The sequence below is a fragment of the Alloalcanivorax mobilis genome, from assembly GCF_002864685.1.
Taxonomy (GTDB): domain Bacteria; phylum Pseudomonadota; class Gammaproteobacteria; order Pseudomonadales; family Alcanivoracaceae; genus Alloalcanivorax; species Alloalcanivorax mobilis.
Map to the genome: position 1 here is coordinate 22,062 of NZ_NMQZ01000038.1, position 14,518 is coordinate 36,579.

At 63.8% G+C, this 14,518-nt stretch carries 14 protein-coding genes and 1 pseudogene; 4 read left to right on the forward strand and 11 right to left on the reverse strand.

Translation table 11 applies throughout. The features are described 5' to 3' along the window. Positions 1–44: 44 nt before the first annotated feature. The 6 genes from CGS25_RS15340 to CGS25_RS15365 all read right to left on the reverse strand — a co-directional run bounded on the left by CGS25_RS15340 (position 45) and on the right by CGS25_RS15365 (position 4,381). Entirely contained in the window at positions 45–884 is an 840-nt protein-coding gene (locus CGS25_RS15340) for an energy transducer TonB (protein WP_232802439.1), read from the reverse strand. Further along, positions 881–1,378 (reverse strand): ExbD/TolR family protein, encoded by a 498-nt coding sequence (locus tag CGS25_RS15345; RefSeq protein ID WP_101675991.1) that lies wholly within the window; start codon positions 1,376–1,378, stop codon positions 881–883. The genes CGS25_RS15340 and CGS25_RS15345 overlap by 4 nt, the downstream gene beginning before the upstream one ends. Further along, positions 1,375–1,758 (reverse strand): ExbD/TolR family protein, encoded by a 384-nt coding sequence (locus CGS25_RS15350; protein ID WP_101675992.1) that lies wholly within the window; start codon positions 1,756–1,758, stop codon positions 1,375–1,377. Before CGS25_RS15350 ends, CGS25_RS15345 begins: the two co-directional genes overlap by 4 nt. Then, positions 1,748–2,434: a MotA/TolQ/ExbB proton channel family protein gene (locus CGS25_RS15355; protein WP_101675993.1), complete on the reverse strand. Its 687-nt coding sequence runs from the start codon at positions 2,432–2,434 to the stop codon at positions 1,748–1,750. Before CGS25_RS15355 ends, CGS25_RS15350 begins: the two co-directional genes overlap by 11 nt. A 255-nt stretch (positions 2,435–2,689) precedes the next feature. After that, on the reverse strand, positions 2,690–3,115 hold the full coding sequence (locus CGS25_RS15360) for a copper resistance protein NlpE (RefSeq protein ID WP_089031182.1): 426 nt from the start codon (positions 3,113–3,115) through the stop codon (positions 2,690–2,692). Between the two features lie 573 nt (positions 3,116–3,688). Further along, positions 3,689–4,381, reverse strand: a complete 693-nt coding sequence (locus CGS25_RS15365) for a glutathione S-transferase (protein ID WP_408608733.1) — start codon at positions 4,379–4,381, stop codon at positions 3,689–3,691. A gap of 188 nt (positions 4,382–4,569) precedes the next feature. On the opposite strand from CGS25_RS15365, the gene CGS25_RS15370 reads away from it, so the two are divergent. From CGS25_RS15370 to CGS25_RS19350, 3 genes and pseudogenes are all read left to right on the forward strand, one after another. Further along, the gene (locus CGS25_RS15370; protein ID WP_101675994.1) at positions 4,570–5,085 is read left to right on the forward strand and encodes a sigma-70 family RNA polymerase sigma factor; all 516 of its coding nucleotides are present in this window, start codon (positions 4,570–4,572) and stop codon (positions 5,083–5,085) included. Beyond that, positions 5,082–6,059 (forward strand): FecR domain-containing protein, encoded by a 978-nt coding sequence (locus CGS25_RS15375; RefSeq protein WP_089031184.1) that lies wholly within the window; start codon positions 5,082–5,084, stop codon positions 6,057–6,059. Before CGS25_RS15370 ends, CGS25_RS15375 begins: the two co-directional genes overlap by 4 nt. Positions 6,060–6,575: 516 nt before the next feature. Continuing rightward, a pseudogene (locus CGS25_RS19350) lies at positions 6,576–8,588 on the forward strand (TonB-dependent siderophore receptor). Positions 8,589–8,834: 246 nt separating this feature from the next. Here the strand turns inward: CGS25_RS19350 and dacB are convergent. Beyond that, positions 8,835–10,358 carry a D-alanyl-D-alanine carboxypeptidase/D-alanyl-D-alanine endopeptidase gene (gene dacB / locus CGS25_RS15385; RefSeq protein ID WP_101675995.1) on the reverse strand — a complete coding sequence of 508 codons (1,524 nt, stop codon included), beginning with the start codon at positions 10,356–10,358 and terminating at the stop codon, positions 8,835–8,837. 165 nt (positions 10,359–10,523) lie between these two features. Here dacB and CGS25_RS15390 point away from each other — a divergent pair, with 165 nt between their 5' ends. Next, positions 10,524–10,874 carry a DUF6164 family protein gene (locus tag CGS25_RS15390; protein ID WP_101675996.1) on the forward strand — a complete coding sequence of 117 codons (351 nt, stop codon included), beginning with the start codon at positions 10,524–10,526 and terminating at the stop codon, positions 10,872–10,874. A gap of 105 nt (positions 10,875–10,979) precedes the next feature. Here CGS25_RS15390 and lipA read toward each other — a convergent pair whose 3' ends face one another. The 4 genes from lipA to CGS25_RS15415 all read right to left on the reverse strand — a co-directional run bounded on the left by lipA (position 10,980) and on the right by CGS25_RS15415 (position 14,408). Further along, positions 10,980–12,008 carry a lipoyl synthase gene (lipA, locus tag CGS25_RS15395; protein ID WP_101675997.1) on the reverse strand — a complete coding sequence of 343 codons (1,029 nt, stop codon included), beginning with the start codon at positions 12,006–12,008 and terminating at the stop codon, positions 10,980–10,982. Positions 12,009–12,093: 85 nt separating this feature from the next. After that, positions 12,094–12,747, reverse strand: a complete 654-nt coding sequence (gene lipB / locus CGS25_RS15400) for a lipoyl(octanoyl) transferase LipB (RefSeq protein WP_101676020.1) — start codon at positions 12,745–12,747, stop codon at positions 12,094–12,096. Positions 12,748–12,800: 53 nt separating this feature from the next. Further along, positions 12,801–13,070 carry a YbeD family protein gene (locus CGS25_RS15405; RefSeq protein WP_101675998.1) on the reverse strand — a complete coding sequence of 90 codons (270 nt, stop codon included), beginning with the start codon at positions 13,068–13,070 and terminating at the stop codon, positions 12,801–12,803. A gap of 219 nt (positions 13,071–13,289) precedes the next feature. Further along, positions 13,290–14,408, reverse strand: a complete 1,119-nt coding sequence (locus tag CGS25_RS15415; RefSeq protein WP_089034433.1) for a D-alanyl-D-alanine carboxypeptidase family protein — start codon at positions 14,406–14,408, stop codon at positions 13,290–13,292. Between the last annotated feature and the right edge of the window lie 110 nt (positions 14,409–14,518).

Sequence of the window (14,518 nt, forward strand, 5' to 3'; positions counted from 1 at the left end):
ACTGAACACTGAACACTGAACACTGAACACTGAACACTGACCCCCTAAAGCGTATACCGGATCGGGATGGTGACCGGAATCGAGCCACCGAGTTCATCCGGTGGGGGTGGGAAGCGCAGCCGGCGTACCAGTTCCAGGGATTGCTGATCGAGGATGCGGCTGTCCGAGCTGCCGGCCAGCTCCACCTGTTCGGCACGGCCATCGCTGTTTACCTGGAAGCTCAACACCACTTCACCCTGTTGGCGGCGCATGCGCGCGCGGGCCGGGTAGACCTTGTTGTATTCGATGGTGTCACGGACCTTGGCCAGGTAGCGATCCAGCAGGTTGTCATGGTCGCCGCTGCGATGGGCGCCTGGTCCCGGGTCGCCGGCGATGCCCATGGCGCCTTCCTGATTGCCCTGGCCCTGGGCCACTTGCTCGCCCTGTTCGGTGCCCACCGCGCCGCCGCCGTTGGCCTTACCTTCCGGCGACGCATTGGGCACCGGTTTCGGCTGCGGCGCGGGCTTGGGCTCAGGTTTCGGCTCCGGCTTGGGTTCGGGTTTGGGCGCCGGTTTGGGCTTGGGCTCAGGTTTAGGCTCAGGCTCAGGTTTGGGCTTGGGCTTGGGTTTAGGTTCCGGCTTCGGTTTGGGCTTGGGTTCGGGTTTCGGCTCGGGCTTGGGCTGCGGTTCCGGCGCCGGTTTTTCGGCCTGCGCCAGCGCCGGCACACCCAGTTCCCCGGGCGCTGAGCGGCCGAGCTTGAGGGTGACGGCCTGTTCATTGCCGGGCACACCGGCGGGGCCGGGGCGGCCGCCGGCCAGGGTCATGCTGCCCACGGTGATGAGCAGGGCGGCGTGGGCCAGAATAGCGACCCCCCAACTGATGGTTTGACGGCTCCGACTTGTCACGATCCGCTCTCGCTCCGGGTGACCAGGCGTACTTCCGCCACGCCCGCGTCACGCAGGGTGGCCAGGCTTTCGCGCAGGATTTTCAAAGGCGTGCCGGCGTCCGTGAGCAGGCGCACCGGTGGTGTGGTGTCGTCATCGTCGTTCGTGGCAGTGGCGCTGGCAGGTGTTTGATCGGCCACCTGTGGTTGATTGAGCGCTTGCTTTTCCGCCTGGGCGGCTCGGCGGGCTTCCAGCAACGCGGGCAATTCCGACACGTCCAAGGGCTCACCGTCGCGCAGCAACTGACCGTCTTTGTTGAGCACCAGCATCAATTGGGTCAGATCTTCGTCGATGGTGCCGCTCGCGCTTTCCGGTGCCTGCACGTCGGTCTTTTCAATCGGACCAAGGTGGCCGGCCACCATAAAAAAGATCAGCAGTAGAAATACCACGTTAATCAGTGGCAGAACCGGTTCCAGAGGCGGCCGGCGGCCGCTGTCCGGCGATTCCAGATTCATGGCATCAGCTCCAACTGCACGTCTTCCAGACCGGCGGCGCGGGCGGCGTCCAGCGTGGCCAGGGCGGCTTGCACCGGCGCTTCCGGATCGCCACTGATCAGCACGGACTCACTGTGGCCTTCAAGAGCGGCGGTCAGCTCATCAATAGGCAGAGTGCGACCTTCCATTTCCACCTGGCCGTCGGCGGTGACGGTCAGGGTCAGCCACTGCTTGTCGTTGCTCTGTTCGCTGGCTTCGCTGGAGAGCACGTTCACGGGCAGGTCTTTCCACTCGCCAAAACGGGTGGCGAGCATAAAGAACACCAGCAGGATAAACACCACATCGATCAGGGGCGTCAGGCTGATGCTGGGCGAGCGGTGACGCTCGGGTTCAAGATGCATGAACCACCCGGCGCGGCGTAGCGGCCTGCTGTTCTTCGCGCACCGGCTTGGCGGCCTGACGACGGCGGACCTGCACTTTCAGGCGCGCCAGACGGTCTTGCAGTTTTTCCCGGCACAGTTCGATGGTGCGATCCGCCCAGTGAAACGCGGCCAATGCCGGAATCGCCACGCTCAGGCCGGCGGCGGTGGTCAGCAGGGCTTCCCAAATACCGCCGGAGAGAATCGAGGGGTCCACCTGGGAGCCGGCCTGTTCGAGCGCCTGAAAGGCGCCGATCATGCCGAACACGGTGCCCAGCAGACCGAGCAGCGGCGCCAGGGCGCTGATCACTTCCAGCACGCGCAGGCCGCCGCGCATTTCTTCCAGGGTTTCGCGGCCGCGGCGAAGGCAATCTTCTTCCCAGCTTTGCTCATCAAGGTCGCGGTTGTGCCAGGCGGTGATCAAGACCTTATCCACCGGGGAGCCTTGAGCCTCGCCCACTTCCGGGCTTTCACCGCGTTCCAGGCTTTCCAGCAGCGCATCGGCGCGTTTGGTGCCGAGCGGGCGCAGGCGGGAGAATTGCAGAATCTTGGAGATCAGCGTGGCCAGGGCCACCACCGACATCAGGCCCAGAATCCACATCGTTGGACCGCCGGAAACGAACCAGTCGGGAAGTTGAAATTGCAGGGATGAGGTCATGTCCGAACTCCAGTTGACGGACGGAAATCGCTGGGGCGGATTCCACACGGGTCGCTGAGCGGGCTTCCTGTAAAAAGAAACCAGCGGCGGGTGGATGGCCGCCGTGGCGACCTCCAGAGAGCCGGCAGTCTAGCACTTACGACTTTGAATGCAAGTCATTCCTATTTGCACTCAAATCGGGCTCGCGGGCCCCAAATGAAAGCGCCGGCGGAACGCCGGCGCGAGAGGAAACACAGCGTGAGTGCCGTGCTCTGATCAGCGTTTGATCAGGGTGTAGTTCATGTCCGTTTCGACCCGCTGGCCGGCGCTGTCGAGCATTTCCACGGCATTGGTGGCGCTCTGAAGGAAGCGGTGCTGGGCTTCCTCATCTTCCGGGTTGAGCGTGTAGACGTCGTACTTCTTGTCGTCCAGTTCGATCCGGTCACTGACCCAGGCGCCGCGCTCGACCTCGTTGGTGGTCGGCTTGGAGGTGCCCAGATACTGCTGGGTCAGCTCATAGCGGGAAGGCTTGGCGCTCTGGTCCCGATAGAGAGTGAGGGTGGTGCGAATACCGGCGCAGTCCGCGCACGGCAGGACGCCGCTGTAAACCATTTTGCTGGCCATCGGATTCATCGGTGCGGATTGGCAACCGGCGAGAGCGAGCCCGGCGGCGAGGCCGACTACGGAGAGGAGCTTCTTCATGGTTTTGTCTCCCTGACAATGGGCATGTGATTGAAATGGCATGGTCAGGTTAGACGAAAACCCTGTGAACAGGTTCACGGCTTTAACACTGTTTAACCCGGAAGCGCTCGCGGGGGCTCAGCCGCGACGCCGCGCGGACACCCGCTGGACCAGTTCCACAATCAGGAAGATCACGGCCAACGTAGCGAAAAAATAGAATAAAATCATGGTTCCCCGGATCGGTATGGTTCCGATTCAACTCCAACAAGCAGGAGCAGTGATCGCCGAACGGCCGATCCGTGGCCGCAAGGCAACCTCCCCTTGAGGCTGCCCGCCGCCCGCCACGAGAGCCATGATGGCGAATCGTGCGGGCGTGGGCAGACCCTATTGCAGCCCGGGCGATGAGAACAGTGAGTTCCTGTAAGGGCTTGTAATGCTTTTTTATCACCCCGCGAACGCCATGTTTGGCGACGAAAGGGCTGCCCGGTGCGCCCACTCAGAATAACGACCTAGTGAGGCAGCGTCAGGTTCGCCGCCTGGGAATCAGGACCAGTTCACATTTTTGCATCGATGGCTTGGGTTGATCACGCTCCATCAGCCGCCCAGCACCTTAAGCGGGCCGCCGCGCTCCAGGGCACGTTGATAGGCCGGGCGGGCTTCCACGCGGGCGATGAAATCACGCACCTTGGGCAGTTGTGACAAATCGGCGCGGGCGGAGGCGGCCTGCAACGGAAAGCTCATCTGTACATCGGCGGCGGTGAGGGCGTCGCCGGCGAACCAGGTGTGATTGGCCAGGTGCGCTTCGATCACGCCCAGATGGTCCTGAATGCGGGGCTGCAGAAAGCCGCCGATCAGACCGCCGCTGATTTTTTTGGCGATCGGTTTGGCGAAGAACGGCATCGGCGACTTAGGCACCTTGCCGATGATCAGCTTCATTACCAGCAGGGGCATCAGCGAGCCCTCGGCGTAATGCATCCAATAGGTGTAATCCAGCCAGCCCGGATCGTTCACCGCCGGTTTAAGGCGGCCGTCGCCGTGCTTTTCGACCAGGTATTCGAGAATCGCGCCGGACTCCGCCACCACGGTGTCGCCGTCGCTGATCACGGGTGATTTGCCCAGCGGGTGGATGCGCCGCAGGGAATCCGGCGCCAGCATGGTTTTCGGGTCGCGCTGGTAGTGTTCGATCTGATAGGGCAATTCAAGCTCTTCGAGCAGCCAGAGCACGCGCAGGGAGCGGGAATTTTCAAGGTGGTGAACGGTAATCATCGGCTCTTCCGGGTTGGTCATTGCAGAATCCACCGAGCATAGCATCCAGGGCGTGAAGGGTAAGCGGGGCGGGAGACGATTGACCCATCGCCGTTTTTCAATAGAGAATGAGAATTAGTTTTATTGGCGGCGAGGGCAAGGATGCCTGATTTGCCAGCCCCTTCCTTCCTTAGCCAACACCCTGGAGACCGCATCAGCGGCGTTATTTCATGGCCTCCGACTCCCTCGCTCAGCTTTACGCTCGACATCATGGTTGGCTGCGTCAGTTATTGCGGCGCCGGCTGGGGTGCTCGGAAACCGCCGCCGATCTGGCCCAGGATGCGTTTGTCCGGTTGTTGGCGCGGCCGCGCCAATTCGACAGTAACGAAGGCGCCCGTGCCTATCTGAGCACGGTGGCGCGCGGCCTGTGCGTCGATTTCTGGCGGCGCCGGGAGATCGAGAACGCTTGGTTGGCGGTGCTTGCCGGGCAGCCCGAGGCGCTGGCGCCGTCGCCGGAGCAGCAGGCTTTGGTGATGGAAGCCTTGTGCCAGGTGGATGCGATGCTGCGCCGTCTTCCCGAGAAGGTGGCCAGTGCCTTTTTGATGTCGCAGTTGCAGGGGCTCAGCTATCGGGTGATCGGTGAACAATTGGGGGTCTCCGAGCGCATGGTGAAAAAGTACATGGCGCGGGCCGTGTTGCAGTGCGCGCTGGTGGAGATCGATTACCACTCAGGGGCACGATCATGACCGCCTCGGACGCGGATCGGCGCGCGCTGGAGCAGGCCGCGCACTGGTTCGCGGTGCTCAACGACGAGCGGGTCTCGGCCAGTGATCGGGCCGGCTGGCAACGCTGGTTACAGGCCCAGCCCGCCCACCGGCGGGCCTGGGACTGTATCGATGCGGTGGGGCAGCGCCTGGGCGCGTTGCGCGAGGATCAGCCGGAACGTGCCGCGCGCACTCTTGAGACGGTGCGTGGCCAACGGCTCTCGCGCCGTCAGGCGTTAAAGAGCCTGGCGGTGCTGGCGGCGGGCGGCACCCTGGGCTGGGCCGCCTGGCGCACCACGCCCTTGCCGCGGCTGGCCGGGCGCTGGCAGGCGGACTACCGCACCGCGGTGGGCGAGGTGAAATCCCTGCGGCTGGCCGATGGCACGCGGCTGTGGCTGGGCACCGACAGCGCCCTGAATGTGGATTACCGGGCCGACGCGCGGCAACTGACGCTGGTGGCCGGGGAAGTGCTGGTCAGCAGCGGCCATGACGTTCAGCGGCGGCCGCTGCGGGTCGCCACCCGTGATGGCGAGGTGGAGGCGCTGGGCACCCGTTTCACGGTGCGCCGCACCGGCGACGACACCGCCCTGGCGGTGTCCGAAGGCGCGGTGCGGGTCGCGCCGGCGGGCAATGCCGAACGGGTGCGGGTGCCGGCGGGCAGCCGCACCCGTTTTTCCGCCACCACGGTGGCGCCGTTGGAGGCAACGGACCCGGCCGGCGAGGCCTGGACGCAGGGGCTGTTGCTGGCGGACGACTGGTCGCTGGGCGCTCTGGTGGCGGAGCTGGGCCGTTACCGCCATGGTCATTTGGGCGTGGAACCGGAGGTGGCCGGATTAAGGGTGATGGGGGCGTACCCGCTGGGCGACACCGACCGTGCCCTGGCGATGCTGGAGCGGGCGCTGCCGGTGCGGGTGCGGCGCATTCTGCCCTGGTGGGTCACTGTTTCCGGGCAATAAATTTCCCAGCGCGTCATTGGTGCGCCACAAGGGTCCGACGTCCGGCGTTGTGCCAACGGTTCCCCTTTTCGGTCGCTGGTTCGATTCCTCGGGTAATCGCGAATCGAAATCTCCGGAGGAATCATCTTGAAGCGTTTTGTGCCGTTACGGCCCTTGGCCTTGTCGATCCCGTTGCTGTTGGCAGGCGTGTCGTTGCCGCCGCTGGCGTTGGTGTGGCCCGCCGCCGCCCAGGCCCAGGCAGGCGACGTCCGTTACGACATCCCGCCGGGGCCGCTGGGCCGGTGTCTGAACCAGTTCGCCGAGCGTGCCGGTTTGTACCTGAGCGGCGCGGTGACACTCACCGCGGGCAAACACTGCGCCGGCCTGCGGGGTGTGTATTCTGCTCGCGACGGGCTTTCCGAATTGCTGGCCGGCAGTGGCCTGGCCGCACGCTTCGTGGACGAGCGCACCGTGACCCTGGAGACAGCCAATCAGCTCGAGCGGGTGTCGGTGAACGCCCACGTCAACGCCACGCCGGTGGGGCCGGACCCGGGCTATCTGGCGCAACGCAGCCTCAGTGCCAGCAAAACCGGCACCCTGCTTTCGGAGACGCCGCGTTCGATCAGCGTGGTCACCCGCAAGCGTATGGAAGACCAGAAATCGCAAACCCTGACCGAGCTGCTTGGTTATGTGCCGGGCATTTTCGCGCCGCCGTTTCCCGCCGGTGACAGCCTGGCCGGAGATTTCTTTTTTATTCGCGGCTTCAACGCCACCGATTACGGCTATGGCCTGTTCCGTGACGGCTTGCGGGTTCAACCCAATCGGTACGACACCAGTTCCGAGCCCTACGGGCTGGAGCGGGTCGAGGTGTTTCGCGGGCCGAGCTCCATTCTGTATGGCGAAAACGCGCCCGGGGGCATCGTCAACCTGGTCAGCAAACGGCCCACTGAGCAAGCGCGCGGCGAGGTGCAGGCCAGTTACGGCTCCCATGATCGGCGCCAGGTGGGGGTGGACGTGTCCGGGCCCTTGGCCGCCGATGGCGCGGTGCTGGGCCGCCTGGTGATGCTGGGCCGCGAGGCCGATACGCAGACCGACCATGTTCAGGACGATAGGGTTTATATCGCCCCCTCGCTGACCCTGCGGCTGTCCGATGACGACCGCCTGACCCTGCTCACCCATTACCAGAAAGACAAGACCAACATGGAGCTGGGATTGCCCGCCGCCGGCACCGTGCTGCATAACCCCAATGGCAAACTGGACAGCGGCACCCTGATCGGCCACCCGGACTGGAACGGCTTTGACCGTGAATTCTGGTCGCTGGGCTACGAGTACCAGCATTGGTTCAACGACGTCTGGACGTTCCGGCAAAACAGCCGCTATTTGAAATCACAAGTGCAGCGGAATGAAATCTGGTGGCAGCCGCTGGACGATGGTGGCTATGGCACGTTGGTTGATACGCTGGCTTATGATCGGAGCAATGAAGCGCGCACCTACGCGCTGGACAACCAGCTTGAAGGGACTTTACACAGCGGCGATTTCGAACACCGGTTATTGTTCGGTGCCGGCTACGATCGCACTGCCTGGAAGCAGGTGTGGTACGCCGGCATGGGCGAAACCATCGACGTGTTCGATCCACAATGGAGCGCCGAGCCGAGTACGCCGCTGCTGCAGCAGGACGCCACCACCGATCAGCAGATGACCGGCGTCTACAGCCAGTGGCAGGGGCGCTACGACAACTGGAGCACGCTGCTGGGCGGGCGCTACGACTGGGTCGACAGCCAGTAGCGTGATCGGGTCAGCGGCACGGATCTGGATACCCGCGATGACGCGTTCTCCTGGCAGAGCGGGTTGATGTACCAGTTCAGCAACGGCGTTTCGCCTTACCTGAGTTACGCCACGTCGTTCGTGCCGGTGCAGCAGATGTCCAGCGGCCAGGGCCGTCTCGATCCGATTACCGGTGAGCAGTTCGAGGTCGGCGTGAAAGTGGCGCCGCCGGGGGCCGGCCTGCAAATGACGGTGTCGGTTTATGATCTGCGCAAACAGGACGACGTGATCTACGACGGCACCCTGGGCGATTACCGCCAGGTCGGCGAAAGCCGCGCCGAAGGGGTGGAGCTCGAATTGGTGGGCGAGGTCAGCGATAACCTGAGCATCACCGCCTCTTACACTTACACCGACGCGCGCATCACCGACGACGCCCCGGGCTCGCTTCAGGAAGACAAGCAAATGGTGTTCGTGCCGCGCCACCAGGCGTCCGCGTGGGCGAACTATCATTTCCAACAGGGGCGTTTGAGTGGTTTACGGGTGGGCGCGGGCCTGCGCTACATCGGCCACACCTACTCCTACTCCAGTGTTTATGGCGAGCTGGAGACCGACACCGTGACGCTGACCGACCTGGCGGTGGGCTATCCGTTCGGCAAAAACTGGCAGGTGGATCTGAATGTACAGAACCTGTTTGACCGGGAATATTTCACCGGCTGCAATAACGCTGGCCGTTGCTATTGGGGCTACGAGCGCACCCTGTTGGGCACCGTGAGTTACCGCTGGTAGGGCTCGGCTGGGCCCCGGGCGGTGGTCGACTGGGTCAGATTGATCCGGAAAAGCCTGGGGCCAGTTGTCCGCTCAGGCTGGCGGCGGCGGCATGCAACTGCACTGCCTTGTCGGGAAGTGACGAGGTTTGTAGCGCGGAATCGCTTGGGATAAACGGGGCAAGGTCGAGAATGCAGATCGTCATTGGGTTTATGTGGCCAGTCCATTGGCCGGTTTACCCGTGCCACAACCCCCGGTGGCTGGCAATCAGCCGCCGGGGGTGGGGCGCTGGCGCGGCGCATCGGTCTGGGAGACTTCGGCGGCGTCGTCGGCGGGCAGGCCATGCACCGCTTTCAGCACGTCGTCGAGCACCGCGGTGCTTTTCCAGGCCACCGGTGTGTTGACGATGGCGGACACCGCCCAGGTGGTGTTGTTGCGGTCACGGGTAAAGCCGGCCACCGCGCGCACGTTGGTCAGGGAGCCGGTTTTCACATGGCCTTCGCCGCGCAGGCCGGTGTTGCGCAGGCGGTTGTGCATGGTGCCGTCCATGGCCACCAGCGGCAGCGAGGCGATCAATTCGGCGGCGAACGGGCTGCGCCACACCTGCTCGAGCAATTTGATCTGCTGGCGCGGCGCGATGCGCGCCGAGCGGGACAGACCGGAGCCGTTGTCGAGCACCACCTCGCGGGTGTCGATGCCCTTGAGGGCCAACCAGTCGAGCACCGTGCGCCGTGCCGAGGCGAGGTCGTCGGCGTCTCCGGCCAGGCGGTTTTCCGCGCCAATGGTGAGAAACAGCTGGCGGGCCATCACATTGCTGCTCCATTTGTTGATGTCGCGCACGGTGGTGACCAGGTCCGGCGATGAAGTGGTGCCCAGCAGAGTGGCGCCGGCGGGCAGGCGGCCCTCGCGGCTGGCGCCGCTGATGCGCCCGCCCAGTTCCTGCCAGAGGCCGCGCAGCAGCGCGGCGGTGTAGTCGGCGTGATTCATCAGCGACAGATAGTCCGAGGCCCGGCAGCCGGACGGCAAATTGCCGGTAAGCGTCACGGTGACGGTGCCATTGGCGTCGGTGGCCGGCTCGAAACCCAGGCGCCGGGAAGAGGGGCAGCCTCCGCTTTGGCTGGTGGTCACCTGGTTGTCCAGCTTGACGCCGGCCAGGGGCGGTTCCAGCCAGGCGTTGACACCGCTGTCCCGGGCCAGCATCTGAATATGAAAGATGTTCAGGTTGGTGAGCAGGGCGTCCGGCTCCACCAGAAACGGCGCATGCACGTCGTCGCCGTCGTCGTTGAACAGGGGCAGACCGTGGGGCAAGCGGAAATAGCTGCCATCGAGCACCAGATCACCGCGGATTTCTCGAATGCCGGAGGCGCGCAGATCGCGCAGCAGCAGCCACAGGCGTTCCTGGGTCAGTTTGGGGTCGCCGGCCCCGACGAAGTAGAGATTGCCCTTGAGCACGCCGTTGCTGATGTCGCCGTCGGTGTACAGGCGGGTGTGCCATTTGAATGTGGGGCCCAGTAATTCCAGCGCCGCGTAAGTGGTCAGCACCTTCATGGTCGAGCCCGGGTTCATCTTGGTGTCGGCGTTCAAGAAGCGCGCTTCGCCGGGGCCGTCCAGGGGCATGGCGGCGAGCGCCAGATCCTCGGAGGGCAGGGCGCGCGCTTTCATGGTTTCCAGGATCTTTTGCGGCCAGTCGTTGGCGGCGGGGGCCTCGTCGGCGGCGGTGAAGAGGGGCAGGCCGAGCAGAGACACCAGGGCCAGGGTGGGAAAGACACGGCGGCGACGGGCAAGCCACATACAAAAGTTCCCTTTTTACTTCGTTGTTCGGGTTAGTGATTACTAGCCTAAAGGAAAAGAAATCGCCGGTCAGGGGGCCGGGTGTCGCTGAATTGTAAATTCTGAGGCGCGGCGCTGGCTGTTATAGTGGCCGGCCTGACCGCTTTGAAACGACAAGGTTGTTCCATGTCCAAGCTGTTGATGAACCTGCGCCGCGTGCCGGACGATGAACTGCAGGAAGTGCGGGCCCTGTTGGAGGCGCATCGCATCGACGTCTACGAAACCGAGCCCAGCGTTTGGGGCATCTCCGGCGGTGGCCTGTGGTTGCGCGATGAGGCTCAGCAGCAACACGCCCAGACGTTACTGGGCGACTACCAGCGTGAACGAAAAACAAGAATGCGCCAGGCGTTCGACACCGCCCGCGCCGAAGGTCGCGCCCCCTCGCTGCGCGACCACCCTTTACGGACGGTGGTGTTCGCGGTGGCGGTGGTGGTGGTGTTGTTGATTAGTGTGGTGCCGTTTTTGACGTTGGGGTAATGCGAAGACGTTGAAAGTTGAAAGTTAAAAGTTGAAGAAAAACACCGCCTAGCGATGCGATAACGCAATTGCATAACCCCAACGTGTTTTTTTAACTTTTAACTTTTAACTTTTAACTGCCTTTTTGCCCAGATTATTCGGGTCGCCGACATCGATGCCTTGGTGTTGCAGGTCGGCGTGGTAGGAGCTGCGGACCATCGGGCCGGAGGCGATGGAGGTGAAGCCCAGGGCGCGGCCCTGGTCGGCGAACATGCGGAAATCGTCGGGATGCACGTAGCGTTCCACCGGGGCGTGGAATTTGCTCGGCTGCAAGTACTGGCCGATGGTGATCATGGCCACGTCGTGCTCGCGCAGGTCGCGCAGGGTTTCCAGCACCTGGTCGTTGGTCTCGCCCAAGCCGACCATGATGCCGGATTTGGTGGGCACGTCCGGGCAGCGCTCGGCGAAGCGTTGCAGCAGTTTCAGGGAGTGTTCGTAGCGGGCGCCGGGGCGCGCTTTTTTGTACAGGTGCGGTACCGTTTCGATGTTGTGGTTGAACACGTCCGGCGGGGTGGCTTGCAGGATGTCGAGCGCGTCGTCCAGGCAGGGGCGAAAATCCGGAGTGAGAATTTCGATCTTGGTGTCCGGGCTCAGTTCGCGCACCGCGCGAATGCACTCGGCGAAGTGGCCGGCGCCGCCGTCGGGCAGGTCATCGCGATCCACCGAGGTGATCACCACGTATTTCAGCCCCAGATCGGCGACCGATTCCGCCAGGTGCCGGGGTTCGTCCGGGTCGAGGCCGTTGGGGCGGCCGAAGCCGACGTCGCAGAACGAGCAGCGGCGGGTGCAGATGTCGCCCATGATCATGAAGGTGGCGGTACCGCCGCCGAAGCATTCCGGCAGGTTCGGGCAGGCCGCTTCCTCGCACACGGTGTGCAGCTTCTGGCGGCGCAGCATCGATTTGATGCGCTGAATTTCACCGTTGGCGGGCACCCGCACCCGAATCCAATCCGGTTTGCGTTCCCGCGCCGGGGCCACTTCATTGATCACCGGAATGGTGCGGACTTTATCGGCGCCACGCAGTTTGTCGCCGATCTGAACCTTGGCTTTCTGAACCTTCGCTTTCGCCGGGCGGTTGGCCTGGACTTCGCTCATGAAAATGCTCTCGTTCGCGGTTGCGTGCCTTGTCGGCTGGGTGAGGGGGCTGGGTGAGGGCCGTGGCGCACTGGCGGGCCCGGTTTCACTGGGGTAAAGCATACCATCGCGGCGGCGCGGCTGTCCGGGGTTTCAGGCCCAGGCGCCGCGCCAGGATGGTAACCAGATCTTGCTCCACCCGTGGTCGGGCGGCGTCCACGCCGAGGGCGGCCAGGCTGGTCATCGGCTGGCCGGCGTAGCCGCAGGGGTTGATGCGTTGCCAGGGCGTGGCGTCGGCGTCGCGGTTGAGCGCCAGGCCGTGGTAGCTGCCCTTGCGGCGAATGCGCAGACCCAGGGAGGCGATTTTGGCGCCTTGCACGTACACGCCGGGGGCGTCGTCGCGGTTGACCGCCTCCAGCCCCTGCGTGGCCAGGTAATCCACCACCGATTGCTCAATCGCATTGACCATGGCGCGGCTGCCGATGCCCAACCGGCGCACGTCCAGCAGCAGATAAATCACTGTCTGGCCGGGGCCGTGGTAGGTGACCTGGCCGCCGCGGTCGCTGCGTACCACCGGAATGTCGCCGGGGTTGAGTACGTGCTCGGGTTTGCCCGCCTGGCCCAGGGTGTAAACCGGGGGGTGCTCCAACACCCAGATCTCGTCGGCGGTGGTGTCGTCGCGGTGCTCGGTGAAATCGCGCATCGCCTGCCAGCACGGCTGGTAATCGACCTGCGCGAACGAGCGAATCAGAACGTCCATGGCGGCATTATTGGCGGGCGCCGGAGCGCTCGCAAGGGAACCCGAGGCGTTGTTCACAGGCTGATCTTGACATGCTCGCAGTCATTCAGCGCCTGGTAGATCGCCTCGACCTGCTGTTTGTCGCGCACCGTGATGCTGGCGGTGATCGACACGAAGGTGCCCTTGGTGCTGGGTTTGCTGCTCAGATGAGCGCGGCGGTCGAAGTCATCCAGGTGGGTTTCGAGAATCTCGATCACGGCGTCTTCGAGAGGCGCGTCGGTGGCGCCCATTACCTTGAGCTGCATGTCGTGGGGGAAGTCCCACAATTCTTCACGTATGGCCATGGGTGGCGATCCTCATTGTTCGATGCCGCACAGACGGCGCTTGAACTGGATATAGTGGCGCGCGGCGATTTTCCAAGTGTCGCCGGGCCGCCCCTTGCCCAGCGGCGTGCCATCCTGGCGGACCACCGGCGTGCTGTCCCGGCTTGGAACAGCACGCCGGTGAAGGCGGGAATCACCTCGTAAACGCCGTCGGCGAACAGCAAGCCCTGCTGTACGGTTTTAGCTGAACAGACCTTTGAAGAACAGCACCACGTGATCCCAGATCTTGGCGAAGAAGCCCGCTTCTTCCACGTCTTCCAGGGCGATCAGTGGGCGCGTGACCAGGACGTTATCGTCCAGGCTGATGGTCAGCTTGCCCAGTTCCTGGCCTTTCTTGATCGGTGCATGCAGTTGCGGCTGAACGCTCATTTCCGCTTTCAGGCGCTCGCCGCTGTCTTTGGGAATGGTCAGCGCGAGGGCGTCGCCGAGGCCCAGGCGCACCTGGTTGGCCTTGCCCATCCACACATCCGGGGTGTCGAGCACGTCGCCGGCGCCGTAGGCCTGGTAGGTCTCATAGAAGCGGAACCCGTAGGTCAGCAGCTTTTGCGATTCGCGGGCGCGGGCGGCTTCCGAATCGGTGCCCATCACCACCGAGATCAGGCGCATTTCGCCCTGCTTGGCGGAGGACACCAGGCAGAAGCCGGCTTCTTCGGTGTGGCCGGTTTTCAGGCCGTCCACCGACGGGTCCCGCCACAGCAGCAGGTTGCGATTCGGTTGGGTGATGCCGTTGTAGCTGAATTCCTTCTCGGCGTAGATGTCGTAGTGCTCGGGGTAATCGTTGATGATGGCGCGCGCCAACCGGGCCAGATCGTGGGCGGTGGTCAGGTGGTTCTCAGCCGGCCAGCCGGTGGCGTTGACGAAGTGGGTATTCTTCATGCCCAGCAGCGTCGCCTGACGGTTCATCAGGTCGGCGAAAGCGTCCTCCGAGCCGGCCAGATATTCGGCCACCGCCACGCTGGCGTCGTTGCCGGACTGAATAATGATGCCCTTGAGCAGATCTTTCAGGGGCACCTTGGAGCCTTCCTTGACGAACATCCGCGAGCCGCCCATTTTCCAGGCGTGCACGCTGATCGGCACCATGTCTTCATCGGACACATTGCCGGATTGGATCTCTTTTTCCGCGATGTAGGCGGTCATCATTTTGGTCAGGCTGGCCGGCGGCAGCGGCTTCTCGGCATCGTGCTGCACCAGCACCTGGCCGCTGTTGGCGTCCATCAGAAGGTAGCTGCGCGCCTCGACCTGGGGTGGACGGGGCACCATGTCCAGGGCCTGGGCGGGGGTGGCCAAGGCGAACGCCATGAGGGCCACGGCGAGAGAGATTGCGTCTCGGAAAGAGCGAACTTGGATCATCGTTTCCTGCCTGTTGGTTTTAGCATCCCGGTTGGCCGGGAGGATGGCCGCGGGGCGGC

Coding starts and splice junctions, on each gene's coding strand:
- CGS25_RS15345 (WP_101675991.1), bottom strand. CDS start 1,378: ATGAATCTGGAATCGCCGGACAGCGGCCGCCGGCCGCCTCTGGAACCG.
- CGS25_RS15350 (WP_101675992.1), bottom strand. CDS start 1,758: ATGCATCTTGAACCCGAGCGTCACCGCTCGCCCAGCATCAGCCTGACG.
- CGS25_RS15355 (WP_101675993.1), bottom strand. CDS start 2,434: ATGACCTCATCCCTGCAATTTCAACTTCCCGACTGGTTCGTTTCCGGC.
- CGS25_RS15360 (WP_089031182.1), bottom strand. CDS start 3,115: ATGAAGAAGCTCCTCTCCGTAGTCGGCCTCGCCGCCGGGCTCGCTCTC.
- CGS25_RS15365 (WP_408608733.1), bottom strand. CDS start 4,381: ATGACCAACCCGGAAGAGCCGATGATTACCGTTCACCACCTTGAAAAT.
- CGS25_RS15370 (WP_101675994.1), top strand. CDS start 4,570: ATGGCCTCCGACTCCCTCGCTCAGCTTTACGCTCGACATCATGGTTGG.
- CGS25_RS15375 (WP_089031184.1), top strand. CDS start 5,082: ATGACCGCCTCGGACGCGGATCGGCGCGCGCTGGAGCAGGCCGCGCAC.
- dacB (WP_101675995.1), bottom strand. CDS start 10,358: ATGTGGCTTGCCCGTCGCCGCCGTGTCTTTCCCACCCTGGCCCTGGTG.
- CGS25_RS15390 (WP_101675996.1), top strand. CDS start 10,524: ATGTCCAAGCTGTTGATGAACCTGCGCCGCGTGCCGGACGATGAACTG.
- lipA (WP_101675997.1), bottom strand. CDS start 12,008: ATGAGCGAAGTCCAGGCCAACCGCCCGGCGAAAGCGAAGGTTCAGAAA.
- lipB (WP_101676020.1), bottom strand. CDS start 12,747: ATGGACGTTCTGATTCGCTCGTTCGCGCAGGTCGATTACCAGCCGTGC.
- CGS25_RS15405 (WP_101675998.1), bottom strand. CDS start 13,070: ATGGCCATACGTGAAGAATTGTGGGACTTCCCCCACGACATGCAGCTC.
- CGS25_RS15415 (WP_089034433.1), bottom strand. CDS start 14,408: ATGGCGTTCGCCTTGGCCACCCCCGCCCAGGCCCTGGACATGGTGCCC.